The sequence below is a fragment of the Serratia sp. T13T92 genome (assembly GCF_047530105.1).
GTDB classification, from domain to species: domain Bacteria; phylum Pseudomonadota; class Gammaproteobacteria; order Enterobacterales; family Enterobacteriaceae; genus Chania; species Chania fonticola.
Genome location: NZ_JBLJAK010000059.1, coordinates 1 through 22,880, shown reverse-complemented (window position 1 = coordinate 22,880; position 22,880 = coordinate 1). Strand labels below are relative to the sequence as shown.

The 22,880-nt window shown below is 51.3% G+C and carries 36 protein-coding genes and 2 tRNA genes; 21 read left to right on the top strand and 17 right to left on the bottom strand.

Annotated features, from left to right (window positions below; translation table 11 throughout):
* Nucleotides 1-123: 123 nt before the first annotated feature.
* From ACMV5I_RS27055 to ACMV5I_RS27030, 6 genes are all read right to left on the bottom strand, one after another.
* Nucleotides 124-1,608 (bottom strand): TerL protein, encoded by a 1,485-nt coding sequence (locus ACMV5I_RS27055; RefSeq protein WP_414825698.1) that lies wholly within the window; start codon nucleotides 1,606-1,608, stop codon nucleotides 124-126.
* A 220-nt stretch (nucleotides 1,609-1,828) separates the two neighbouring features.
* A complete protein-coding gene (locus tag ACMV5I_RS27050) occupies nucleotides 1,829-2,440 on the bottom strand; it encodes a terminase small subunit (RefSeq protein WP_414825697.1) in 612 nt (203 codons plus the stop codon).
* 16 nt (nucleotides 2,441-2,456) lie between these two features.
* Complete coding sequence (gene lysC, locus ACMV5I_RS27045; RefSeq protein ID WP_414825696.1) at nucleotides 2,457-2,753, bottom strand: Rz1-like lysis system protein LysC; 297 nt, start codon at nucleotides 2,751-2,753, stop codon at nucleotides 2,457-2,459.
* Nucleotides 2,653-2,877 carry a DUF2570 family protein gene (locus ACMV5I_RS27040; protein ID WP_414825695.1) on the bottom strand — a complete coding sequence of 75 codons (225 nt, stop codon included), beginning with the start codon at nucleotides 2,875-2,877 and terminating at the stop codon, nucleotides 2,653-2,655. The genes lysC and ACMV5I_RS27040 overlap by 101 nt, the downstream gene beginning before the upstream one ends.
* Nucleotides 2,878-2,976: 99 nt before the next feature.
* Entirely contained in the window at nucleotides 2,977-3,417 is a 441-nt protein-coding gene (locus ACMV5I_RS27035; RefSeq protein WP_414825694.1) for a lysozyme, read from the bottom strand.
* Nucleotides 3,414-3,734, bottom strand: a complete 321-nt coding sequence (locus tag ACMV5I_RS27030) for a phage holin, lambda family (RefSeq protein WP_414825693.1) — start codon at nucleotides 3,732-3,734, stop codon at nucleotides 3,414-3,416. Before ACMV5I_RS27030 ends, ACMV5I_RS27035 begins: the two co-directional genes overlap by 4 nt.
* Before the next feature lie 136 nt (nucleotides 3,735-3,870).
* Between ACMV5I_RS27030 and ACMV5I_RS27025 the strand changes: the two genes are divergently transcribed.
* Complete coding sequence (locus ACMV5I_RS27025; RefSeq protein ID WP_414825692.1) at nucleotides 3,871-4,311, top strand: hypothetical protein; 441 nt, start codon at nucleotides 3,871-3,873, stop codon at nucleotides 4,309-4,311.
* A gap of 886 nt (nucleotides 4,312-5,197) precedes the next feature.
* Here the strand turns inward: ACMV5I_RS27025 and ACMV5I_RS27020 are convergent.
* From ACMV5I_RS27020 to ACMV5I_RS26975, 10 genes are all read right to left on the bottom strand, one after another.
* Nucleotides 5,198-5,272, bottom strand: a tRNA-Gly gene (locus tag ACMV5I_RS27020).
* Between the two features lie 2 nt (nucleotides 5,273-5,274).
* Nucleotides 5,275-5,351 (bottom strand) — tRNA-Ile (locus ACMV5I_RS27015).
* 55 nt (nucleotides 5,352-5,406) lie between these two features.
* Nucleotides 5,407-5,688 (bottom strand): hypothetical protein, encoded by a 282-nt coding sequence (locus ACMV5I_RS27010; RefSeq protein ID WP_115158653.1) that lies wholly within the window; start codon nucleotides 5,686-5,688, stop codon nucleotides 5,407-5,409.
* Between the two features lie 89 nt (nucleotides 5,689-5,777).
* Nucleotides 5,778-6,209, bottom strand: a complete 432-nt coding sequence (locus ACMV5I_RS27005; RefSeq protein ID WP_115158652.1) for an antiterminator Q family protein — start codon at nucleotides 6,207-6,209, stop codon at nucleotides 5,778-5,780.
* Complete coding sequence (locus ACMV5I_RS27000) at nucleotides 6,202-6,390, bottom strand: hypothetical protein (RefSeq protein WP_414825691.1); 189 nt, start codon at nucleotides 6,388-6,390, stop codon at nucleotides 6,202-6,204. Before ACMV5I_RS27000 ends, ACMV5I_RS27005 begins: the two co-directional genes overlap by 8 nt.
* A complete protein-coding gene (locus ACMV5I_RS26995) occupies nucleotides 6,390-7,745 on the bottom strand; it encodes a replicative DNA helicase (RefSeq protein WP_414825690.1) in 1,356 nt (451 codons plus the stop codon). Before ACMV5I_RS26995 ends, ACMV5I_RS27000 begins: the two co-directional genes overlap by 1 nt.
* Nucleotides 7,742-8,620, bottom strand: a complete 879-nt coding sequence (locus ACMV5I_RS26990; protein ID WP_414825689.1) for an ATP-binding protein — start codon at nucleotides 8,618-8,620, stop codon at nucleotides 7,742-7,744. The genes ACMV5I_RS26995 and ACMV5I_RS26990 overlap by 4 nt, the downstream gene beginning before the upstream one ends.
* 15 nt (nucleotides 8,621-8,635) lie before the next feature.
* A complete protein-coding gene (locus ACMV5I_RS26985; protein WP_414825688.1) occupies nucleotides 8,636-9,520 on the bottom strand; it encodes a hypothetical protein in 885 nt (294 codons plus the stop codon).
* Nucleotides 9,517-9,702 carry a DUF4222 domain-containing protein gene (locus ACMV5I_RS26980; RefSeq protein WP_414825687.1) on the bottom strand — a complete coding sequence of 62 codons (186 nt, stop codon included), beginning with the start codon at nucleotides 9,700-9,702 and terminating at the stop codon, nucleotides 9,517-9,519. The genes ACMV5I_RS26985 and ACMV5I_RS26980 overlap by 4 nt, the downstream gene beginning before the upstream one ends.
* A gap of 14 nt (nucleotides 9,703-9,716) precedes the next feature.
* Nucleotides 9,717-9,956, bottom strand: a complete 240-nt coding sequence (locus ACMV5I_RS26975; protein WP_414825686.1) for a helix-turn-helix transcriptional regulator — start codon at nucleotides 9,954-9,956, stop codon at nucleotides 9,717-9,719.
* 112 nt (nucleotides 9,957-10,068) lie between these two features.
* On the opposite strand from ACMV5I_RS26975, the gene ACMV5I_RS26970 reads away from it, so the two are divergent.
* The 18 genes from ACMV5I_RS26970 to ACMV5I_RS26885 all read left to right on the top strand — a co-directional run bounded on the left by ACMV5I_RS26970 (nucleotide 10,069) and on the right by ACMV5I_RS26885 (nucleotide 17,538).
* Nucleotides 10,069-10,734, top strand: a complete 666-nt coding sequence (locus ACMV5I_RS26970) for a LexA family protein (protein ID WP_161739642.1) — start codon at nucleotides 10,069-10,071, stop codon at nucleotides 10,732-10,734.
* A gap of 188 nt (nucleotides 10,735-10,922) precedes the next feature.
* Complete coding sequence (locus tag ACMV5I_RS26965) at nucleotides 10,923-11,126, top strand: hypothetical protein (RefSeq protein ID WP_161739643.1); 204 nt, start codon at nucleotides 10,923-10,925, stop codon at nucleotides 11,124-11,126.
* 32 nt (nucleotides 11,127-11,158) lie between these two features.
* On the top strand, nucleotides 11,159-11,356 hold the full coding sequence (locus ACMV5I_RS26960; RefSeq protein WP_161739644.1) for a hypothetical protein: 198 nt from the start codon (nucleotides 11,159-11,161) through the stop codon (nucleotides 11,354-11,356).
* Nucleotides 11,357-11,442: 86 nt separating this feature from the next.
* Nucleotides 11,443-11,631 carry a host cell division inhibitor Icd-like protein gene (locus ACMV5I_RS26955; protein WP_414825685.1) on the top strand — a complete coding sequence of 63 codons (189 nt, stop codon included), beginning with the start codon at nucleotides 11,443-11,445 and terminating at the stop codon, nucleotides 11,629-11,631.
* The gene (locus ACMV5I_RS26950) at nucleotides 11,624-11,950 is read left to right on the top strand and encodes a hypothetical protein (RefSeq protein WP_414825684.1); all 327 of its coding nucleotides are present in this window, start codon (nucleotides 11,624-11,626) and stop codon (nucleotides 11,948-11,950) included. The genes ACMV5I_RS26955 and ACMV5I_RS26950 overlap by 8 nt, the downstream gene beginning before the upstream one ends.
* Nucleotides 11,950-12,261 carry a hypothetical protein gene (locus tag ACMV5I_RS26945; protein WP_414825683.1) on the top strand — a complete coding sequence of 104 codons (312 nt, stop codon included), beginning with the start codon at nucleotides 11,950-11,952 and terminating at the stop codon, nucleotides 12,259-12,261. The genes ACMV5I_RS26950 and ACMV5I_RS26945 overlap by 1 nt, the downstream gene beginning before the upstream one ends.
* 79 nt (nucleotides 12,262-12,340) lie before the next feature.
* Nucleotides 12,341-12,721 (top strand): hypothetical protein, encoded by a 381-nt coding sequence (locus ACMV5I_RS26940; protein ID WP_414825682.1) that lies wholly within the window; start codon nucleotides 12,341-12,343, stop codon nucleotides 12,719-12,721.
* On the top strand, nucleotides 12,711-12,926 hold the full coding sequence (locus tag ACMV5I_RS26935) for a hypothetical protein (RefSeq protein ID WP_414825681.1): 216 nt from the start codon (nucleotides 12,711-12,713) through the stop codon (nucleotides 12,924-12,926). Before ACMV5I_RS26940 ends, ACMV5I_RS26935 begins: the two co-directional genes overlap by 11 nt.
* A complete protein-coding gene (locus ACMV5I_RS26930) occupies nucleotides 12,917-13,102 on the top strand; it encodes a hypothetical protein (protein ID WP_414825680.1) in 186 nt (61 codons plus the stop codon). Before ACMV5I_RS26935 ends, ACMV5I_RS26930 begins: the two co-directional genes overlap by 10 nt.
* Nucleotides 13,099-13,407: an ANR family transcriptional regulator gene (locus tag ACMV5I_RS26925; RefSeq protein WP_414825679.1), complete on the top strand. Its 309-nt coding sequence runs from the start codon at nucleotides 13,099-13,101 to the stop codon at nucleotides 13,405-13,407. The genes ACMV5I_RS26930 and ACMV5I_RS26925 overlap by 4 nt, the downstream gene beginning before the upstream one ends.
* The gene (locus ACMV5I_RS26920; protein WP_414825678.1) at nucleotides 13,404-13,901 is read left to right on the top strand and encodes a hypothetical protein; all 498 of its coding nucleotides are present in this window, start codon (nucleotides 13,404-13,406) and stop codon (nucleotides 13,899-13,901) included. The genes ACMV5I_RS26925 and ACMV5I_RS26920 overlap by 4 nt, the downstream gene beginning before the upstream one ends.
* 12 nt (nucleotides 13,902-13,913) lie before the next feature.
* Nucleotides 13,914-14,705 (top strand): ORF6N domain-containing protein, encoded by a 792-nt coding sequence (locus tag ACMV5I_RS26915; protein WP_414825677.1) that lies wholly within the window; start codon nucleotides 13,914-13,916, stop codon nucleotides 14,703-14,705.
* Nucleotides 14,705-15,067: a DUF5406 family protein gene (locus tag ACMV5I_RS26910; RefSeq protein ID WP_223537630.1), complete on the top strand. Its 363-nt coding sequence runs from the start codon at nucleotides 14,705-14,707 to the stop codon at nucleotides 15,065-15,067. The genes ACMV5I_RS26915 and ACMV5I_RS26910 overlap by 1 nt, the downstream gene beginning before the upstream one ends.
* Nucleotides 15,064-15,645, top strand: a complete 582-nt coding sequence (locus tag ACMV5I_RS26905) for a hypothetical protein (protein WP_414825676.1) — start codon at nucleotides 15,064-15,066, stop codon at nucleotides 15,643-15,645. The genes ACMV5I_RS26910 and ACMV5I_RS26905 overlap by 4 nt, the downstream gene beginning before the upstream one ends.
* Entirely contained in the window at nucleotides 15,642-15,863 is a 222-nt protein-coding gene (locus ACMV5I_RS26900; RefSeq protein WP_414825675.1) for a hypothetical protein, read from the top strand. Before ACMV5I_RS26905 ends, ACMV5I_RS26900 begins: the two co-directional genes overlap by 4 nt.
* Nucleotides 15,860-16,213 (top strand): hypothetical protein, encoded by a 354-nt coding sequence (locus ACMV5I_RS26895; protein WP_414825674.1) that lies wholly within the window; start codon nucleotides 15,860-15,862, stop codon nucleotides 16,211-16,213. The genes ACMV5I_RS26900 and ACMV5I_RS26895 overlap by 4 nt, the downstream gene beginning before the upstream one ends.
* Nucleotides 16,188-16,430: an excisionase gene (locus tag ACMV5I_RS26890; RefSeq protein WP_025122276.1), complete on the top strand. Its 243-nt coding sequence runs from the start codon at nucleotides 16,188-16,190 to the stop codon at nucleotides 16,428-16,430. The genes ACMV5I_RS26895 and ACMV5I_RS26890 overlap by 26 nt, the downstream gene beginning before the upstream one ends.
* Nucleotides 16,414-17,538: a phage integrase Arm DNA-binding domain-containing protein gene (locus ACMV5I_RS26885; protein ID WP_414825673.1), complete on the top strand. Its 1,125-nt coding sequence runs from the start codon at nucleotides 16,414-16,416 to the stop codon at nucleotides 17,536-17,538. The genes ACMV5I_RS26890 and ACMV5I_RS26885 overlap by 17 nt, the downstream gene beginning before the upstream one ends.
* A gap of 125 nt (nucleotides 17,539-17,663) precedes the next feature.
* On the opposite strand, the gene ushA is transcribed toward ACMV5I_RS26885, so the two are convergent.
* Entirely contained in the window at nucleotides 17,664-19,316 is a 1,653-nt protein-coding gene (gene ushA / locus ACMV5I_RS26880) for a bifunctional UDP-sugar hydrolase/5'-nucleotidase UshA (RefSeq protein ID WP_414825672.1), read from the bottom strand.
* A 250-nt stretch (nucleotides 19,317-19,566) separates the two neighbouring features.
* Here ushA and ACMV5I_RS26875 point away from each other — a divergent pair, with 250 nt between their 5' ends.
* Both ACMV5I_RS26875 and ybaL read left to right on the top strand, forming a co-directional pair.
* Nucleotides 19,567-20,787, top strand: coding sequence for an MFS transporter (locus ACMV5I_RS26875; RefSeq protein WP_414825671.1), 1,221 nt, complete (start codon nucleotides 19,567-19,569; stop codon nucleotides 20,785-20,787).
* A gap of 225 nt (nucleotides 20,788-21,012) precedes the next feature.
* Nucleotides 21,013-22,704 (top strand): YbaL family putative K(+) efflux transporter, encoded by a 1,692-nt coding sequence (gene ybaL / locus ACMV5I_RS26870; protein ID WP_414825670.1) that lies wholly within the window; start codon nucleotides 21,013-21,015, stop codon nucleotides 22,702-22,704.
* The last annotated feature ends 176 nt before the right edge of the window (nucleotides 22,705-22,880 follow it).

Genomic DNA, 22,880 nt, shown 5'->3' with positions numbered 1-22,880 from the left:
CTGCATGCGTTGCTGACGGCGCTGAAATCGCCGGACGACGCCATCGACTGGGACACGCTGCTGCCCTGGAAAATCACCCTACCTTAAACCCCACGACCGAACACTGTGGGGATTTAACGACGCTTACGAATAAGTCGGTTGTGAAAGCTCAATAATGAGTTTGTCTTTGTTTTCCATTTTGCTGCTGATGGAGATGATTTCATCCGCGTTGTAGGGCATACCCTCAACAACCGCACGATAGGTGTTCTGGAATAGCTTGCGTAAATGCCACCAGCTTTGCGGCTTTGCCCTGGCAAAGAAATCCTTGTTCAGTCGTGCCGCTTGCCCGTTATCGCCGCGCACCGCCTCATCATCAGGATCGAACACCGCCCCGCTGCCGCGAAATGGAGTAGCAAGAATCGATGGGCGTTGTGCAACTTTTCGCAATTCGTTGATAGCCCTAGCATCACCACGAACACCAGCTCCCAGGCCGTCCTCATCGAAGCGGAATTCTTCAAGATTATCAGCCTCGCAGAAGCCGAAAACTTTCTCGACAGACTGGTAGATGTCGCTGCCAACGCCAGACCATTCACGGACGTTTTCAAGAAGGAAGCCATGGCGGGTGGAGAAGGCGTTTTTATCTCGGCCCTCGTCCGCCACATCCATCGCACCCAGGCGCTGGCCAGTCGGCAGGATACCTAGTTTGATATGTGCATCGACAGCAGCCTGCACCCATTCAGACGGGATCAGAACACCTTCAGCTGAGGCGCTGTAGTTGAGGTCTAGTTCCTGCGCCACAATCACCGGGTTATCGATTTTTTGGCATTCTTTCGCGTACCACTCATCATCCTTGCGCGGATCGCTGCGCCAGTGAAACGTGAATACGGGAATGTTGCCACTGTGGCGTTTCTGCGCGAAAGGGTTGTTCATACCGTTGACCGATGACAGATCGATACGGCAGCGCGTGGTTTGCGATAGGGAAGCGTCTATCAGTAGTGGCCGCTGCAAGAAGGCGCTCTCGTCCACAAAGTACATAGTGGAGCGGTCACCGCGCCCGATGTTGTCACCAGCCTCACCCTTGATGATTGAGCCGCTATCAGGGAACTCTACGCGCATGTATGGGGCGTGTTTCTTCTCGTCCCACGATCCGCGAAACTCAACCGGCAGCGTGGCAATAAACTTACGGGCCTTCCAGAACAGCGCTTTAGGGTCGCCTGTGCTGTCCACGTACTCTTCTTTGCGCGAGCCGAACCCTATCACCATCTCTTTATTGAAAAGGCATAGCGTGGCGCTCAGGCCGACTGATACCCAGCTCAGGCCCATTTCACGGCTTTTGTCCGTCAGCCCGTTCTCCATATTGCGACGGCGGTCCATGATCCAGTGAACCCACTCTTCCTGTTTGGGGAACAGTAGAAACGGAATGGATACCGGCAGCCCGTAGTCCAGGTTGCGCGGGTCGGTGGTCATGCCCCAGTCAATAATGAACTGAGCAGGGTTGTCACGGTAGAACGCCCGGAGAGCGGGCAGCATTTCAGGATTAGTGCGAATGCGCTGTAATCTCTCCATGCGCCACTCGAACACCATTTGATAATCAGGGTTCTTGAAGTCGAACGGGAACGGAATAGGCATAACTGACTACTCTGTAAAAATGAGAGAAAATTGGGACTTTTTAACATAAACACCATTTCGCGCACCGACGTGATACAACTCGACCGTGCAAGGCTTTAAGCGGCTTGTTTATGAATATGTTCGTAGCGAAACAGCGGGAAACGGACTGCATAAACGATGCATAAAAGCGGCCAATTTTGCATAGCATTAAAATTGAATGAACCGGCTATTTCTGCCAACTTCATCCCATCATATTCTTGTATGCCTCTGCGGCTTCTTCCGGTGTCATGCTGACTGTCTCGGTTTGGATTGCTCCGCCGCCAGGGCCACTAACCTCGGTTTTCTTCGGTGCCTCCCAGCCTTGCATTTCGCCGATCTGCTTGATGGCTCCGCGTGAGTCGTGCAGCTTTAACTTGATGCCCTCTTTGCCAGCGGTGACCTCTGCGATTGCGTCCAGCAGTTCCGGGTGTTGTTTCACCGAATCCTTGAAGCGCCAGGCGGCCTGAATAATCTCTGCGCCAGTATCAGCATCAACGCCGATCTTGTGCTCTGAGAAATCCACCAAGTCACGGACGCGAGCGCGGCCCATCACAGATAATCGTTCCAGGGCTTCCGTGCGGGTCATGATGGCTTCGTTAACGGCTTCGTACTGGACGGAGTGGAGGAAGGCTTGAACGTTACCATTTCTTACCATGGTGGCCGCTTTGGAATGGACGCCGTCGCCCTTGGCTTTCCCACCTGCGTTACGGTATGCATCCGCCTGGCGGTCACCGCTGATCAGGCAGGTAACAAACTTTTTCTGTAACGCGGTCAGGGCATCGAAAAGCGCCTTTTGTTCTTTCGTTAGCGTCATTTCGACTCCTTTTTATTTATTTCCCCGCATTTTCACGTTGCCACTTAATCAGCCCCTCAATACGGGACGCGCACACGCCCAGCTCGTTCTGTGCCACCTGTAATGCCATGACGGCGTCGCCGAACGTGGTGCCGGTGAATGGGGTTTTCTCGCATAGCTGCGTATATACCGCTGGCGGGTACACGTAGATAATCTGAGGGGCCGGTGCGGGCTTAGGCTTTTCGGCGCAGGATATCGAGAGCAGAATCAGGCAGGCGCTGATTGCTACAGTCGCTCGACTCCAGCGCCTGGCGTAACGTTCTGTTTTCAGCATCAGCTTTCGTCCTCAGTTGCTGTTCTATCCGTAATTGCTCCTCGGTGGCGCATCGGTCAGCACCAGCAGCGTCAACCAGCGCAGTTATCGTTCTATCTCGGCCTTCGACTTCAGCCAGCAGCACCCTGTTTTCTAACTGTGCTTTATCAAGTCGGCTTGTCAGTACAGAATTAACAAAGCTAAACCATCAGTGCGCCAATAAGGCTGTAGCGCGTGAATTTTGTCATGATAGGAACAGCTCCCGTTCTGCGGCTCGGCGCTTAACTAAGCCATTCAGCCTTGCGCCACCAGCATTAACCCACTTGCCGAACTCATTGGCCGCGCCCTGCTTATCACCAGCATTGAGTTTTTTCAGTAGTGTGGATGTGCTTAGCGATCGCGTTCCGAGGTTATAGGCAAAGCTGACCAGGGCATCAAATTGCTGTTGATTAATCGTTGTTTTCACAAGCTGGTTTACACCCTGCTCATATTGAACAACGCCGCATTTCAACAACCGGTCGGCAGTGGCTTGGTCAATGGTCATACCTGCTTTGATCTGCTTACCATCTACCGCTTGAGTCCAGCCATAGCCGATCGTCCAGACGCCGACGCTATCTTGGTAGGCTTTTAATTTGCACCCCTCAAACTGTTTGATCAGTGCAATGCCGTTGGCGCTAATGTTCATTTGATTGCCCCTGTCTTTCTATCGGCTAGATCCTTTATCCGACCGCCGAAATACCTGGTACCCAGATAACCGATGATTACGCTGGCGAAATATGACCAATCAGGGCCAACGCCGATCACTGATAACCCGTCTTTGATAAACCAACCGAAGATCGAGCACATCAGCGCATCGAATAGGGATTTCCAGTTACCATCCCCTTCGTACTTGCCGCGAAGATAAGCCATTGCGCCAGCCAGTAAGGCGGCGATCCCCTGCTCTTTGACTGATATCAGCCATGCGAAAATTGGTGCCCAGAAATCAGGGCTTTTATCAGGCATTTGCATATGTCCTTACCCCGCTGGGCGTCAGAAATAAAAAAAGCTCACTTGAGTGAGCCTTGCGAGCCTGATTATTTTCTATCTCAGGCAGTGGTGGTATCTTGGTGATGTTTAAATCAACTAAAAGGGGAACTTAATGAGCTCGATTCATAATTTATGGCATGCCATCAAATCACGGGTTTGCCATAACCACGGCGTTAGCCTTTTAGATTTTAACAATGGTAACCTCGAGGGCAATCGAGCCAGAAACCGAACTGCGCAACTGTTCGTATTAGAGATGATCCTCTACAAACACCGCCTGCAGTACGCAACGATATTTCAGCCTCTAGATGGCAAGGATGCCTTATATCACCTTATTTTCACAAAAAAAAAATGGAAACTCATTGATATTAAAAAGCTTTCACTGGAAGAGTGTTTGTTCGTGATCCAAGACGAGCTTAGGATCAATAGAGTGCCAGAAGAAGCAAAGCATTTACTCAATGCAGCTAACCTTCCAGAAGCAGCCTTTATTTTTGAAGAACTTCCAGAAGAGGACTGGGCTCCCAAGGAAAACTCAACTTTTCTGGCTTCAATGTAGGTGCGTATCGCTCTAAATCGTGGTCCACTTCCGTGAGTCGCTTGATCAAGGTGGCTCTTTCTGAAACCAACCGATTGTAATGGCTCAGGTGCAATTTTTGCTGACTGAGCCAGTCTTCAAGCTGTTCAGGCGTCATGCCAGGATTGTAGAAATACGGTTCGTTCTGCATGTGCATTTCCTCAAGAGGTGATCCAGTTAAAGAAAAGGCCACGCATCAGCGCAGCCCTAAGTTTTGTTGATTTTTACCTATTTGACCATGCGTACAGTATTGCTTTTTTTTATTAAATCATTAATTATGCTCATCAATTCCATGATGAAACAGATACTCCATCTGACATGGTGCCGATTCCCTGGTGTTGGTCATATTGACGCCCACCACCCTAGACGGAGGGTGGTGGTTTTTTTGCATTCAAATCGGCAGCAGTGTAATTATAGACACCCATCCTGAAGTTGGTGGCATGCCAACCAACAATAACAACATGCCTTTCTGAACGCCTGGCCCTGAACAACTCTAGTTGCTTAGGGCATTTTTTTCTTTAAACAATGCGATAGATAGCACTAGGAAAAATCATGCGTGAATGGCTAACATTACTGTTTTTGGTTTCCACTCTGGCGATTTTGTCAGCTTTTTTGTTTTTCAATATGGTTTGGTTCAATTAGCAAAAAGCCCCAACGATTAGGCCAGGGCTTGAATAGGTGCAGGTCTTTCCCTGCCGTCACTTCACATCGAGGGGCGCATTCACAAACCCGACAAAGGGATCGACTGTGCGTGTCAAAAAATAGAATACGCCCTTCTGATACGCCAGAATAATCGGTTGAGCACTCACCACTGAGATGACCCGACATCATTCCCTATACAAGCCAGCAAGTGCTCATTCGATTGTTCTGGAGCGGTCAGCGGGAATCGAACCCGCATCATCAGCTTGGAAGGCTGAGGTAATAGCCATTATACGATGACCGCTTTGGTGGCCCTTGCTGGACTTGAACCAGCGACCAATCAGTTATGAGCCGACTGCTCTAACCAACTGAGCTAAAGGGCCGAAGCGCGAATACTAATGCAGTGAGGAGAACCGCACAATACCCATTGATATCTCTTTACAATTCACGATATTTCTCTGCTTCGAATTTCTCGCTCAACTCCAAGCTGTTTGGCAGTAATGCCCAGGCGACGTAGAAATCATGCGGGATCATTTCTTCCATCAACCAGGTGTGAATACCAATGTGGTAAACCTCGCCGTCTTCTTCAAATGCCCGAATGTGTCCTTCATGCCACCCATCGCAGGGATTGAGCACCAGCACACTTTTGCCGTCGAGGTCTGCTGTCGGTAGTTCGCTTGCTGGTCTGAAGGTTAGTTGCTCGGTTACCTGTTGTGACATTGGCGATCCCCTAAAACGCAAAAACCCCGCCGTATTATTGGCAGGGTTTCGATGGTAAGCGGTGTGGCGAAGTAACCACTCTTATCAGATTAACCAGCCTTTTGGAATTCCACAAGCTTTTTTATTGCGGGTGGATAGATGTTCTCTTTCTGGCAATACCGATCCATTTCAAGCGGCACATTCAGCGTCGCGAGACAGCCGTCAATAAAGCCCTCTGCCGCCTGTAGCCGCTTCAATACCTGCGTGTGGGAAATACCCAACTTGTCACCAATAGTACGCACCGGTATGCGGAGAACATAATTCCACTCCAGTAACGTGCAAAGGTACGGGTCTTTTTTCTTGAGGCAAGCCACAGCTGAATTAATAATAAGTCCATCATCGTCACAGCAACTGGGCCGAGATTTTCCTGATGCCGGTAACAGCCCTTTAAACCCACCAGCGATCGGCGAATAACCCACACCTGCACCTTCATTGGCCGCCCATGCGCCATACCGTTCAAGTACCAATTGAATATCACGCATTATCTGCCCCCTTAGACTCATATCTCGCTGTTACCAGCGCCATTTTGACAATCAGCTTGCTGTGCGCCATGTGTAACAATTCAAGCCGTTCCATCCAGATCCCGACGTGTCCGGTATAGCCACCGTGAGCCAACCGAATGTACTGCTCGATGGTGTGCTCATCTTCTGGGGTGAGTTTCATTACCGATCCCTCTTTGCGTAGCTGCGACCTGCTTTGATTGCTGGCTGTGGCTTACTGAGTCGCTCTGCTTCCGCCTGGTCTATTGGCAAAAAATGACCGTAACGGAACTGGCGGTAAATTGTTCCCAGAGGCCCATTCCGGTTTTTTGTAACGTTAATTTCCGCTATCCCTTTGGCGGGGCTGTTCTCGTGATACAGCTCGTCGCGATAGAGCATCATGATTAAATCGGCATCTGCCTCAATGCTGCCAGAGTCCTTTAAATCTGCGTTTACAGGCCGTTTATTTGGTCGCTGTTCCACGCCTCGCGATAACTGGCTCAACGCCACTACCGGCGTTTTGTTGCGCATGGCCAGCCGTTTCAGGCTGCGAGACACCTCACCCACCGCTATGTCATGGCGCTGCCGATCGTTTAACTTGACCAACCCCATGTAATCAACAAACACGGCCACTAACTCTGGGTGTTCGCGCTTCATCCGTTCGGCATCAGAACAAATCTGATCCGCGCTCATGTCGTTGGCGTCGATAATCCAAATCGATCGCCCTGTCATGCGTCCAATACCATCAGATATGCGCGCCCAGTCTTCATCTTCCAGTTCCTGGGGCTTTTTAAACTTGGTTGTCGAGAAGCCACCAGCACCGGCTACTTGCCGTTCTGCGATCTGGATTGCGGCCATTTCCATACTGAACATCAGCACGCCACCGCCGTGATCGGTGATTTTTTCAATCAGGTTCAAGGCGAATTCTGTTTTACCGACCGATGGACGGGCGGCAAGCAGGACTAAATCCGTTGGTTCGAGCCCGCCTGTAATACCATCCAGTTCTTCTATACCTGTCAGGATGTTCCTCCCTTCCTCCTTGCCGGACATTCGGGTATCAAGACGCTCAGTGATGCCTGTGATTAAGTCATCGATATGCACAGCAACACGGCTATCATCGCCCATACTCAGTTGCTGAATGCTGCCCTGTAACTGCTTGATAACCTCGATAGCATCATCACCAGAACGAGAGGTTTTAATGCCTTCCAGCGTGTCAGCAATCATCTGCTCTGCCTGCCGGATAAAGTGATTGCGCTTCACTATGTCGGCATAACTTGTCAATCCTGCCCGAGCCCATGCCTGGCTTGAGGTGGTCGCAGCGATTGGCGAATACTCCGGCCCTAACTTGTCGGCAACGATAAACGGCGTGACCTCTGCGCCCGTTAAAACGAGACGCTTGATCACCTGATACATTTCGCGGTATTGGCGTGTAGAGAATGCCTCCGGCGTCAGTGTCGCTAGCACCTCAAGGCATACGCCATCACCCTCGCGCAATAGCAGACCGCCAATGACTGCGCTTTCGGCTTCTTCGTGAGTCATGCTGCTACGCCCGCCTTGTTGCTGCGGTAGCTCTCCCAGTCGAATACCAAGCGGTTGCTGCCACCATCGGTAACGCGGTCTACGATACGTTCACCGATAAACGCTTTCAGTTGCTCGAATGTGAGGTTACTAATCAGGATTGTCGGCAAAATATTTTCATATCGCGCATTGACGATCTCCTGCAGGATAGCCAGCTCTGCGGGCGTCCCGAATTGCACACCAACCTCATCGATAATCAGCAGATCCACGGTTGAATACATATCCAGCACATCCGCCTCGGTACGTTCGGCGTCTTTGCGCCAAGTGCTTTTCACTGCGCGGGTTAGACGCATAACATCGGTGATTAGCACCTCGGCCAAGTGGTCACGGATAATTTGTTTTGCCATCGAAACAGCCAAATGGTTTTTGCCTGTGCCGCAACTGCCGGTCATAACCAATCCCGTTCCTGCGGCGAAAATCTTCGGCCAACCCTGCGTGTAACGCTGGCAGCCTGCCAAGTTCTTCGCGGCGGCGTCGGTTACTGGCTGGTAGTTGGAAAACTCACAGTGTTGGAAGCGTGGTGCAATACCGGCATCACCAAGCAAGCCGTTAACGTGGTTCTGCCGGATGGCGTCCTCCACCTCTTGCAGCTTGACCTGCAGGCATTTTGGGCACAGGGAACGCTTTTCACCGGCTTTACCGCGATACTCTGTCCCGGTCAGTGTGTGCTCCTGGTATTCACCGTGGGTGGCACAATCCATGGTTTGAGTGCTCATCGGCCACCTTTCGTAGTGGAATGGCGCGATCCCATCCACAGAAAATGCTAGCTCTGCCGCCAGCTCTTCCTGCCGGGCCTTCAATTTGTTTCGCTCTTGGGTGCGTTCAAAATTAAACATTTTCGCCTCGCAGATTTACCAGTTGAAGTTAGATTCGCCGTAGTCTTGGGCTTCGAAATTACCGATCTGTGGACGCCCGCAGCCAAAGCCGGATTGTTGGATTTTCCAATCCGCCTCAAACTCCTGTCCGGGGCCAAAGAAGCGAGTTCCCTGCATGACGAAACTCGTGCCTACCTGCCCCTTGGCTTTGCAGAATTGAGCGTATCGGCGCAGGCCCGCCAACATGGTGTCGGCACCCACCCCCTCCCGAATACGAGCACTCCACGCCTGATAGGCCTTGTTCTTGGGGTTACTGCCTTCCCGGCGTGGATACTCTGACCAGGCATGTTCGAATTCATCTGAATAATCACTCGCCTGTTTTTTTGGCTTGGCAGGTGTACCGGCGTCAGCCTGTGCACCAAGGGTTTTATTCTCTGTAGTGATCTCTGTAGTAGTCTCTGTGTAATCTACTGTATGAATGGATGCGGGATTTCCACACACCGGCTCGGGATAAAACCCCATACCTGCCTGCTGGTTTTCCACATCACTGGATGCGGAATTTCCGCATCCTTGCTTGCAGGTATTACGCTTACTTGGTTGTGCTTGAATTTCAGGCAAAAGGAGGGCCTGCAAAGCTGCTTCGTTCACCCGGAAATACAGCTTGGCCGGGATGCCTTTTTTCACTTCTTCAAGCACCCCTGCGCTCAATAATTTCTTGCGGGCACCCTCTTGCTCATAGCGAGTTAACCCTGTTTCATCTTCCAGCTCTGCCTGTGTTTTGTAGAACCAATCTCCATCAGTGCGGTTATGCCAATACACCATCTGCGACAACAGAAGCGCACCGGTAACACCGACGCCCAAACGGACAAAGGAACGCTGGAAAGCAACAGGCCGATCCATTAGCTGCAACAGCTGGCTCATTCATCAGCCCTCGTGAAATGTTTCTCTACCTGCCACAGAGGTAACATGCATTCATGTTCATACCCTGGGCGCATAAAAATGACTTGTTGGTTTGGCCGGTCGTACGCAATGACACGCACCACCACGCCGCGCTTGTCGGTGTAATGGCGGTCAAGCTGGACGACCGGATCGCGGCTCATCATTCCCACCGCATCCATTAGGCCCGAGATGATTCATGGGCAGGCTCGAGGATGGAAGGGTTAGGAAAAACATCTTCGATAGTTAATGTTTCCCCGTACTTACCTAGCGCGGTAACAATTAAGTGACACGTTGAAATGTCTGGGCTCCTGCGTCCTGCCTCGTAATGACCAACGGAGCTAGGAGAGTGGCCTATGTCTGCTGCAAGCTTTTTTTGCGTTACCTTTAGTTTTTCCCGGATATCTCGAAGATTGCTCATGTTTCACCTCACGAATTAGATGAGGTAAATGTACATTATGTAGTTTACATTTGCAATATAAGTGTACATATTGTGCATTGAATAAAATCATACAGGATGTAGTATTTGACCTATGAAAAGACACTGGCACGAACTAGCTAAAACTAGGATTGCGGCACTGAAGATGACTCAGGCTGAACTCGCTGAAAAAATGAACGTGACTTCAGGAGCGATGGGTCACTGGCTCAATGGCAGGAGAAACCCATCCCTAGCTGAGGTTGGGGCTATGTTTCAAATCTTAGGTATTTCGAACGCCACCATAAATCCAGATGGCACCTTCACTGTTGATGAGGACATGTCAGCGCCTCCAGTAAAGATACAATATGAGTACCCGCTGTTCACTTCGGTACAGGCTGGGGAGTTTAGTGCCGTTGATGGCTACACAGAAAGGGACTCCAACGGAAGCATTGCAACCGTAAAAAAAGCTAGTAACTTGGCGTTCTGGCTTACTGTTGAGGGCCATTCAATGACTGCCTCACCCGGCGTTAAACCAAGCTTTCCAGAGGGTATGCTGATTCTGGTTGACCCAGCAGAGGATGTCGAACCAGGTGATTTTTGTGTTGCCGGTATCTTCAACGACTCTGAGGTGACATTCAAGAAATTCACGCGGGAAGATGGAAAACCCTGGCTTGAGCCACTAAACCCCAATCCTCGCTATCAAAGCATTCCATTTGACGAAAACTGCCGGATCATTGGAAAGGTCGTTAAGGCCCAGTGGCCCGAAGAAACATTTGATTAAAACCATAGCCGCATAAATTGCGGCTTTTTTTTGCCTATATCCGCAACTCCCCCCTCCTTGTAATTAAAATTAAAAACTATATTTATCATACACATTGTACACTCACAGAAATTAAATGTACATTTTGTGTTGACGCCAATATGTACGTATCGTAGCATTAACTCATCGACACTAACGGAGTTAATGAAATGACTTTTGAATGCACCAAAAGTAAGTGTGATGAGGATGAAAGCACCATTCCTAATAATCCAATTACCTATGTTTTGGGCGAGAAAGTAGATGGTTTTACTGTTGTTGATATCGATATGAATACTGGAGTGGCTACGCTTCGTAACCTTCAAATGACTTTTGAAAATTCCGGTCTTCCTAAAAACTTCAAGTGGCGTGATTAATCGTTGATTTTAAGATAAACGGAGCCAGTAAGATGGTGAGTGAGCAATTCAAAAACATATCTTTGAAGCCAGAAGATGCAGTTATAAACATTGACGCGATGATAAATGCGGCTTTATTTCTAAATATGGTTAACGAGCAAAGTATTTTAGCTGATGTATTAACGGTTGCTTCTGATTACGTCGCAACCATAAGGAAAGAGCAAGAGAGAGTTATCCAGGAGGGACGATAATTAATATTGCATTTAATGAGGTGGCTCTGGAACCGCGCCAACGAAACCAGAGCCTAATCAACGTCAATGCCTACGAGGGTACTAACATGATCGAGAAAAAGCATAGCACAAAGATTTATCTATTTGCATCTGTTTTACGTAGCGATCCAAAGTCACGCCCTGTTATGCAGCGTGTACAAGCCAGCAGCGAGAAAGAAGCCCGCCGCCAGTTGGTACGTGATTACGTGCTATCCCTGGCCGGATGCTTGCCTGATTGCGAGGTGCATCATGCGTGATATTTACTTTGCACTGGTGGCTGATGATTTTAAAGCAGTAGACAGCAAAGAATTACATGATATCGAGCATACCTATGGTGCCGCTGCCTGTGGTGTCAATTCGGCATTGCGTGTTATTGGGAATTTGCTTCTAGAAGCTGAAGAAAGTGAGACGTACTCAGATAGCGAGGCTAAGCGAGATTTGCTTTTAATCGGCTCGGTGCTTAGAAGCCTCCCACGAATGGAGCAAGCGTTGGCACGAAACAGCAATAACGCAGCTACAGAATTGAAAAAGCGCCAATTGACAGGTCAAGAAGTAACTCCATCGGAGGAAAGTTAATGGACGTTTATTGGCAATCTCTAGTTCACGATATGAATAAATTATCTGACAATAAATTAGAAGAACTATCTCGTGATAGTGAAAATGCTCACAGGGCATTGGTACAGGGCATTGGTGCAATCGGTAGCCTGATGATTACCGCTGGGGACTCTGATGGTTTTGGTGATACAGAAGCCAAGGGGCATTTGGTGCCTATCGGTGATTTGCTTGTGCAGTTAGCGAAGTATAGCCAAGCGCTGTTTGAAAATGCGGGCAATGCTGAATTTGAATTAAAGCAGCGAGAGCAAAAATCGGCAGTCGCAAAAAAATAAAGTAATACAAACTATTTCAATAACAGTCATTAGGCTGACGGGTTCGCTCGGCCTGAATAAAGAAAGAAGGTTATTAGTCATGTCAAATAAAATTAATTTAATTGAAAAGAATAGACAGCGTATAGCCCTCGCCTATTTGGATTTCTGCCAGCGCCATTATGGCGGTAAGTGGGCTGATGTGCTTATTCCTCGGCGGCGTAAGGCTGTACGTGTCGATGTTTCACAAAAAAGCATTGAGGAAGTTATGCGTGTGTATATCGAAGATATGATCCGCGCTGAATTCGGTATTGCTGATGGTCAGAAACAAATCGCCATTTCATACGATGCCATGTTGACCGGTGGTGGCAAATTAACACCGCTTGGCGCTACCTCAATGGAAGAGGCATTTGTCGATGCCGTGGCCTACAAGCTCCTGCATCCGGATAGCGCATTGCTGCAGGTGGTGACTAATGGCAACTAATAGCACAACTACACCACGGTCAATCGCGCATATCGCAGCTCTGGATGCAATGGCGAAGATTGCGACTCTCGCAGAGGCCGCTATGTGCCTCACGGCAAATAAAGGCGAACTGCGCGCACAGTCTGAGCTGCTTGGCGTTATCTATGACATGTGCGTCCGAGCAGAAGATCAGGCGGAACAGGAGGATCATCAGCCATGCAACTAATCGACGCCCAGTGCCGGGCAGAACAGGCAAGAGCGGTTCTTGATATGTGGCTTGAGGCTGAAATCCTCGACCACAGCGAAACGGCTCTAGTGGGCGCGTTGATCACCATCTTGGACGGGGTGCCTGAGTCAATCCGGGATCACATCAATAGCCTGCCAGCAATGGGGGCCGAATGAAACTTAGCCCCTACATGCTCAACGCTAACCAGGCGGTCACGTTCGAGAAGGCCGACCAGTTAGACCTTGCCGCCACGTTCTGGCGTCAGGCCAGCGCGGTAGCAGTGAAAGAGGTCAACCGCGACTGGGCAGACGTCCGGGCGGATCGCTGTGATAAGCGCAGGACGCTGGCGGCTCGTAGCGAGGTAATGAAGCAGAAAATCAAGGAACGCCAGTCGCGGGCCGGAGCGGAAAAAGCAGTTAAGTGGGTTGCCGAGGCGCTCGGTAGCCACATCAACAAGACCACCAGCGGGGAAATAGCATGAGCAAGTTTGACGGAATGACGGAAGAGCAACTAGCAGACTACCTGAAAGGAACCGGCGTTCCGGTGCCTCAATGGATGCTGAATATCAATCGCATGAAGTCGGGCGACGAGGTGACCAGGGCTGAACTGCTGGAGTTCGCTGAATGCCTCACCACGCAATTACGCTCCTGTGCTGCGCTGCGTTACCTGATTGACTGCAAGGAGCGTTTCGGTACCGGGCCCAACGGTCAGGAAATTTTCAAACATGAAAACGTCACCATGGAAATCAGCCGCGAGGTTATCGAGCTGTTGCTCAAGTTCCAGTTGGAGGCTCCGCTATTGGAGGAACACCCTGCGGATCGCTACATCACGGTGATGCAATTTTACCGGATGGACGAGTTCAGGAATGAACAGGAAGGCACTACGTGGATGCGTGACTTTATAGACGACGTATTCATTGAAGGTGCCAAGGCAATGATCGAAGGCGAAGCAGTGCCGGAAAAGAATCTTCATTAAGGGGGAAAGCAAATGGCTAAAAAAACTGAACTGGTGGCCGTCGAGGCCAAAGACCTGCAGATCATCGAGTATCGCGGGCAGCGTGTGGCAACCACCGAGCAACTGGCGGCGGGGTATGGTGCGACTGAGAAAATGATCAGCAATAACTTTTCACGGAACCAAAATCGCTTTATCGAAGGTAAGCACTATTTCGATGTTGAGGGTGAAGAGCTTCAGTCCCTGAAGAACTTACCCTCTTTAAGAGGGGTAGTTGATAAACGCACACCACGCCTGAAGCTCTGGACGGAGCGCGGTGCTGCCAACCACGCGAAAATGCTAGAAACCGATCGGGCATGGGAATACTACAACGACCTGACCGAGTTCTACTTTACCCAGCGTGACGCCAAGGCACTACCTGCGCCAGTAGAACTATCCAAGCTGGAAATCATCCAGATAGCTCTCGAGTCAGAGAAAGGTCGTCTGGCCGAAAAGGAACGAGCGGATCACGCCGTGCGCACCAAATCGCAGATCAGCCGCAAGCGTGAAGCCTCCGCCCTTGGGAAGCTCAGTGCGGCCACTCGCAAGTGCCGAGATCTGGAAGAACGCCTGGGTGAAAGCGTGAAACACGCGACCATCACCAAAGTGGAGAACCTGACTAATGGCGAATACAAGTTTACCCCACTCCGCAAATGGTGTCGTGAAAATGGCGTAGAGGCTGTCGATGTGCCAGATCCGCGCTACGGCAGCGTTAAGGCGTGGCCTGCTGCGGCTTGGATGGCGATCTATGGCATCGATTTGAAATCACTGTTTGGGGAGAAAAAATAATGACAGCAGCCAACCAAAACTCGGTCATGAACTTTGACCCTAACCTCACAATGTGTGGGCGCATGGTTGATAAGACCGTTCGTCTGACGTTTGGACGCTGGCACTACCGCACAACAATAGAAATCGTTATTGGCGGTAATACCAACGGGCTCAGTGTAATTGAGTCCGCTGTTGAGTCTGCTTATTACAGGCTCGATACCATTCCTTTCTTCAACGATGAGACAGGTGAAAATGAAGAAATGGCGGTAATCGATTTCGGTGATCTGGAATGTCATGACGATGGGTTTAGGGGCAGTGAATGGCTGAAAGACATGCTGATTAGCGCTGAAATTATCAAGATTGAGCCGGAGGCAAAGCAATGATGTTCCCTACCGATATTCTACGGGCCGCCCTGCACTGCGTGGCCGACGAAAACGAGCCGCGTGAGTACCTGCGCGGGGTGTATATCACCCCTACCCATATTAAAGCCACTGACGGGCGGGCAGCAGTGATGATGGAGCATGGCGATAAAACCGATATCGACGCGGTGTTTATTGTCCATGGCGACATTCCTGCCGAGGCAGAGGGTACTTGCATCGAAAGGTTTGATGATGGATGGCTTGCCATTCACTACGTATCTATTGACGAGAATCAGGCTACGCGAATTGGTTGCAACCGGCTCGAACTGGTCGAATGCTGCTACCCAGATTTCAGCAAGCTACTACCGGCAGAATGTAAGCCTTGCGACGAAATGCCGATGTTTGCCGCCCGGCTGCTGGCGTTACCTCACTTAATGTTTGGCAGCGCATTTGGGCCGGTCAAGTTCAAGCCCTACGGCAAAACAGGCCCATGCCAACTAATTTTAGACCCGGTGACCGATCATCTCTACGGCACCCCGTTCCTGGTGATTATGCCGCTGCGTGATAACGCCTTTGAACTCTGCGCCGAGGTGATCAAATGAAAATCGACTACCAGGATCACGGCGTGACAGCCAGCCTAACGTTCACCAGCTCGGTGTTTGAGTTCCGTAAGCATAACCGGGTAGTAGATACCGCCCTATTCCTTACGAACGTGACAGCAAAACACACCGGCTTTTTCATCATGCGCTCAGTGCTAACCGGTAAAACTCCGGTTGTGATGCGGGCCTATAAAGTGGCGCTGCAGGAGATGGCTCGATGACAGATACCAACGTATTCGCCCTGGCTCAACTAGTCAAATCAGGCAAAGGCGACCCCTCGGCGGTCACTGACGCAATCTGGGAGGCTGGGTATCGCCAGCCAGAACGCACCGCTGAGGAAGCGGCGCAGATCACCATTGACACGTTTTTCTACTGCAACTCGTTCGGTATGCCTACGGACTTCTGGCCGCGCAACTACGATAGCGTTCTCCAGAATGAGCTGATGAAAGCCGTGGTCGGGGAGGATTTCGAACTGGACGACGCCGACCCCGTAGCGATCGCCAAGAGTGTGATAAAGGCGGGTTTCAGAAAAAAGGAGGTGCCTGATGTCTCGCACAATGAAAATCACTGACTGGGCAAAAGAAGAGTTTGACGAGCCGGTGCCGAGTTATCCGACACTGATTAAGTTCGCCAAAAATGGCATGATATCGCCCCAGCCAGTTAAGGCTGGCCGGTACTGGCGGGTAGAACGTACAGCGAGGTTTGTTGGTATGACTGCCAAGCCGGTAGTGAAGAAAGACGATGATCCACGATTGAAGAGGATTCTTGAAGATGGCGCGACCACGTAAGTATAACGTCACCATTCCGGGCCTATCGTGCTATACCGACGCCAGAACCAAAAAGGTTTACTGGCGTTACAAGCACCCTGTGACAGGGAAGTTTCATGGGCTAGGCACCGATGAAGAGGCGGCGATAGCAATCGCTACAGAGGCCAGCTCCCGGCTGGCTGAGCAGAAGATGAGCCAACTGCTTATGGCTCGCGACAAAATCAGCCGCAGCTTAGGCGAAGGTATTTCAGTTAGCGGATGGCTTGATCGTTACTGGAAAATTCAGGAGGAACGCCTGCATCTTGGCGAAATCAAAGCCTCAACTGTGAACCAGAAAAAGAACCCAGTAAAAGTGATGCGATCAGAAATTGGTAACAAACAGCTTGCAGAGATTAGTGTGCGTGACATTGCCGATATTCTGGAGCCGTACAAGGAGCGCGGACAGGCCATCATGGCCCAGGTTGTTCGTCGAGTGATTATCGATGTGTACAAGGAAGCCCAGCATGCCGGGGAAGTCCCTCCTGGTTACAACCCCGCCCAGGCAACAAAAAACCCAAAAGCCAAGGTTCAGCGGCAACGCCTCGATCTGGATGAATGGCAATCCATTTTCGAAACCGCCGCATCATTCCAGCCTTATTTGCGCAGAGCTATGCTGCTGGCGATTGTCACCGGGCAGCGTCTTTCAGATATCGCCAACATGAAATTCGCTGATGTTTGGGACGATCATTTGCATGTAGAGCAGGAGAAAACGGGGGCTCGTCTGGCCATACCATTAAGCTTGCGATGCAATGCGATAAACATGAGTCTGCGCGAGGTTATAGCGGAGTGCCGGGATCGGATCGTAAGCCCGTACCTACTCCACCATCACCATACCGTGGCAACCGCGAAGCGAGGCGGCCAGATTGGCGATAAGAGCATTACAACCACATTTAGCAAAGCCAGGGATCAATCAGGGTTGAAATGGAGTAAGGGAACGCCGCCAACATTCCATGAACAGCGGTCACTCTCCGAGCGCCTATATCGTGATCAGGGTATCGATACCATGTCTTTGCTTGGTCATAAAAACCAGCAAATGACCGACAAATACAATGATGACAGAGGCAAAAATTGGACAGTTATCGCGGTGTGAGTCTGGTTGTTTTTTGTACCGTTTTGCAGAAGAGTTTTGCAGGGGTTTTGCAGAAGAGTTTTTATGAAGCCCAAAACTGGCGGTTTTCAATCCTGTCATCGATAGAAAACCGCCTTTATATTTAATTACTTATAAACTATTTCACCCTTCGGTTCGTACGCCGCCGCATCCAGCGGTGAGTGCTTCTCGATATACTGCTTGAGCACTTCCGCATCGATAAAGCCGGTATTGACGTAGCTTGGCAGGGTATCAATCTTCGGATAACCGTCGCCGCCCAGGGCGTTGAAGTTCAGCGTCGCCATACGATAGGTCTTGTCCGCCTGCAAAGGTTCGCCCTTGATCTTGACGTCGCTAACACCTTTGCCGTCCGCCACCAGGCTGACGTTGGCGAACTGCGCATAGGCACCAGAATCCACCTTCATGTTGGCTACCGCTGCCAGATACGGTTCAACCTCGCTGCCTTTCATATCGACATACACCAGTGTGTTACCAAACGGCTGCACCTTGAGCACGTTTTTATAGGTGATATCACCGGCCTCGATCGAGTCACGCACGCCACCACCGCTCATCACGGCGAAGTCTGCGTTGGCACGCTCCATCTGCGCGGCTAGCAGCACGCGCGAAAGGTTGGTCTGCACGAAGCGGACTTTACTGCGATCCCCTTCCAGTTTGCCGTTGACGCTGCCCACCTTCACTTCCAACTGGGCCTTGCCCTTGTCCTGGAACGGCGTCAGCAGCTTCATCATCGACGGATCTTCCTGGATCTGCTGGGTGTAATACACCCGCTCGCTGGTGCCGTCGGCTTTCTCTACCTTTTTCTTCAGGTTGATCGGGATCAGTTGGTAATGCATCAGTTTCAGCTCGCCGTTGCGGAACTGGAAGTCGGCACGACCGACGTATTTACCCCATTCATGAGCCTGGACGATCCAGGTACCGTTTTGGCGATCTGGCGCGCAAGGCGTGCCCGGTACGTAATCCACCTGTTTGTGGTTTTCACTCGCCATACAGACCGGATCTTGCGAATGCCCACCGACAATCATATCCAGGTAGCCCGCAGGCAGGCTACGTGCCATCTCTACGTCCCCCGGCGCGTTGGAGCCATGGTTACCATCGTCGTAGTGCCCCATGTGGGTGGCGGCGATAATCACGTCCGGCTTTTCATCTTTGCGCAGTTGTTCCACCACCTGCTTGGCTTCTTGCGCTGGGACACGGAATTCGATATCGGTAAAGTATTCCGGGTTGCCGATTTTTGCGGTGTCATCGGTGGTCAGGCCGATCACCGCAATCTTCACCCCTTGCTTTTCAAACAGGGCATAAGGCTTGAACAAGCGTTGCCGGGTGCTTTTTTGATAAATGTTGGCGGACAGTAGCGGGAAAGAAGCCCACTTCTCCTGCTGGCGCAACACGCTGAGCGGGTTGTCAAATTCGTGGTTGCCGATCGCCATCGCGTCGTAACCGATCAGTGTCATGCCACGGAAATCGGGTTCTGCATCCTGCAAATCCGACTCTGGTACGCCGGTATTAATGTCCCCACCGGACAGCAGCAGCACGCTGCCACCTTTCGCCGCCACTTCCTGACGAATGCTGTCCACCAGCGTCTTTTGTGCCCCCAGGCCGTACTCACCATGATCGTTCTGCCAGAAATGGCCGTGATGATCGTTGGTGTGCAGGATGGTGATATCGTAGGTTTTATCCTTTTCCCAGGCACTGACCGTTCCTGAAAACAACGTCAGGGAAACAGCCAACGCACATGCGGTGGTGTGAAGCGAAAAGCGCATGGCAGATCTCCATTGTTAATAATGGGTATTTTTGATGAGGACGAAATTGTAACGCGAATCGACTGCAACAAATTTCAAATTTTTGGGACATACGTCAAATTATGTCAGAAAGGCACGGCCGGTCAGAATTTTATCGGCGATCTGGATAGCACATAATGATCGAGAGAGAATCAGCTACCCCGTTGTCGGACGAAAGATGAACGTTATAAGATGTCGGCTCTCTCCTCTCACTTACCAGGCTAATAATAATATGACTGACCGTAGTGAAACGGATATTCCACCGGTAACCAGCAGCGCGGCCAAAGGCACGGCGTTCTCTATTCTCGGTGCTATCAGCGTTTCTCACCTGCTCAACGATATGATGCAATCGCTGATCGTGGCGATTTACCCGATTTTGCAAGCCGATTTTAGCCTCAGCTTTGTGCAGATCGGGATGATCACCCTGACCTATCAGCTCACCGCATCGCTGCTACAACCGCTGATTGGTTATTACACCGATAAGCACCCGCAGCCTTATTCGCTACCCATCGGCATGGGATTCACCCTGTCGGGATTGCTGCTGCTTTCGGTGGCCAACACTTTCCCTCTGGTGCTGCTGGCGGCCGCTTTGGTGGGCACCGGTTCCTCCGTATTCCATCCTGAGTCATCCCGCGTGGCGCGCATGGCATCCGGTGGACGGCACGGTTTGGCCCAGTCGCTGTTTCAGGTGGGCGGCAACTTCGGCAGCTCCCTCGGCCCGCTGTTGGCCGCGCTGATTATCGCCCCCTACGGCAAGGGCAATATCGCCTGGTTCTCACTGGCTGCGCTGCTGGCCATTGTGGTCTTGTTGCAGGTCAGTAAATGGTATCAGCAGCAACATCGGGCAGCCCAAGACAAGCCAAAAGCCGCTTCCTTGGTCAAAACGCTGCCAAAACGTACCGTTGCGTTCTCCTTAGGCATCCTGCTAGTGCTGATATTCTCCAAATACTTCTACTTGGCGAGCATTAGCAGCTATTACACCTTTTATCTCATACATAAGTTTGGCGTTTCGGTGCAGAATGCCCAATTCCATCTGTTTGCCTTCCTGTTTGCCGTTGCAGCAGGAACCATCATTGGCGGGCCTTTGGGTGATAAATTCGGGCGTAAATATGTCATTTGGGGCTCCATCCTGGGTGCTGCCCCCTTTACCCTGGCTTTACCCCATGCTTCTCTCTACTGGACCGGGATTTTGACGGTGATCATCGGGGTTATTCTGGCCTCAGCTTTCTCGGCCATTCTGGTGTATGCGCAAGAGCTGATCCCCGGCAAAGTGGGGATGGTTTCCGGGCTATTCTTCGGTTTTGCTTTCGGTATGGGCGGGTTAGGCGCGGCAGTTCTTGGTTATGTCGCCGATTTGACCAGCATCGAGCTGGTTTATCAAATCTGTGCATTCCTGCCGCTTATCGGCATTATCACCGCATTGCTACCAAATATGGAGCACAACCAGCATTAACCCTGACATTACCCCGGTTTAGCGCAGAAGTTAAACCGGGTTATCTACTCCCAAACCCCATTTAATCCGGCTAATTACGCCATAATTCTCCTTCCTTCTGCCAAAATAGACGAATAGTCTGGTTTTTTACACAAAACCCTAAATTAGCTAAGCAATGAAAACACAAATGCAATAAACTAAATGTATCCTTTCGTAACATCCGTGAGCACAACCAGAGGAGTATGGATGCATAATTCAACACCCTTGATCACCACTATTGTTGGAGGGTTAGTACTCGCCTTCCTCTTCGGAATGCTGGCAAACCGCCTGCGCATCTCCCCGTTGGTAGGGTATCTGGCCGCAGGCGTACTTGCCGGCCCGTTTACCCCCGGTTTCGTCGCTGATACCTCGTTAGCGCCGGAACTCGCGGAGATTGGGGTGATCCTGCTGATGTTCGGTGTTGGTCTCCATTTCTCGCTTAAAGATCTCCTCGCAGTAAAAAATATCGCTATCCCCGGGGCCATTGCCCAAATCGCCGTCGCGACGGTGTTGGGGATGGGGTTGTCCAAACTGATGGGCTGGGATTTGGTTTCCGGCCTGGTGTTCGGCCTGTGTCTGTCCACCGCCAGTACCGTGGTACTGCTGCGCGCCCTGGAAGAACGGCAACTGATCGACAGCCAACGCGGGCAGATCGCCATCGGCTGGCTGATTGTCGAAGATTTGGCCATGGTGTTGGCCCTGGTGCTGCTGCCAGCATTTGCCAATATGCTCAACAGCGATACCGCCAGCACCACGCAACTGCTCACCGAGTTGGCCATCACCATTGGCAAGGTTATCGCCTTTATCGCGCTGATGATTATCGTTGGCCGCCGAGTAGTGCCTTGGATCCTGGCAAAAACCGCCAGTACCGGCTCGCGCGAGCTGTTTACGCTGGCAGTGTTGGCACTGGCGCTGGGTATTGCCTACGGCGCTGTCGGCCTGTTTGACGTCTCATTTGCCCTGGGTGCCTTCTTTGCCGGTATGGTGCTGAACGAATCGGAACTGAGCCACCGGGCGGCGCACGATACGCTGCCGCTGCGGGACGCCTTTGCGGTGCTGTTCTTTGTCTCGGTCGGTATGCTGTTCGACCCGATGATCCTGATCAACCAACCGCTGGCGGTGCTGGCAACGCTGGCGATTATCCTGTTTGGTAAATCGGTGGCGGCCTTCGCGCTGGTCAAAATGTTCGGCCACTCCAAGCGTACCGCGCTGACCATTTCCGCCAGCCTGGCGCAGATTGGTGAATTCGCCTTTATCCTGGCCGGATTGGGGGTCACGCTGGGCATGATGGATCAGCATGGCCGCAATCTGGTGCTGGCCGGGGCGATCCTGTCAATCATGCTCAACCCGCTGCTGTTTACCTTGCTGGAGCGCTATCTGGCCAAGACGGAAACCATCGAGGATCAGATCCTGGAAGAAGCGGTGGAGGAAGAGAAGCAGATCCCGGTCGATATCTGCAATCATGCCGTCGTTGTGGGCTATGGTCGGGTTGGCAGCCTGTTAGGGGCCAAGCTGACCGAAGAAGGCGTCTCGATGGTGGTGATAGAAAACTCTCGCCCACGGGTTGAAGCCCTGCGTGCTCAAGGGATCAAAGCGGTGTTAGGCAATGCGGCTAATCCTGAGATTATGGAGCTGGCAAGGCTTGACTGCGCCCGCTGGCTGCTGCTGACCATTCCCAACGGTTATGAAGCCGGTGAGATCGTGGCCTCGGCCCGCACCAAGCGCCCTACTCTGGAGATTATCGCCCGCGCTCATTACGACGATGAGGTTTCGTATATCTCCGACCGGGGGGCCGATCAGGTGGTAATGGGTGAACGCGAGATCGCCAACAGCATGTTGAATATCCTCAAGCTGGATACGCTGTCGGAAGAAGAGAAGCTGGCCGCCTGCCCAATCTGACGCAGTTAAGTGGGTGAAGTGTCGGCACCGTGCAGGCCCCTCACCCTAACCCTCTCCCACAGGGAGAGGGGACCGATCGAGTTCGCGATCAATTACAGAAACCTACCTGACCTTCGCACTGAATCCCCCTTTTTGTGGTGGGAAACAGAGCGTTCACTATACCTGACTACGTCGCT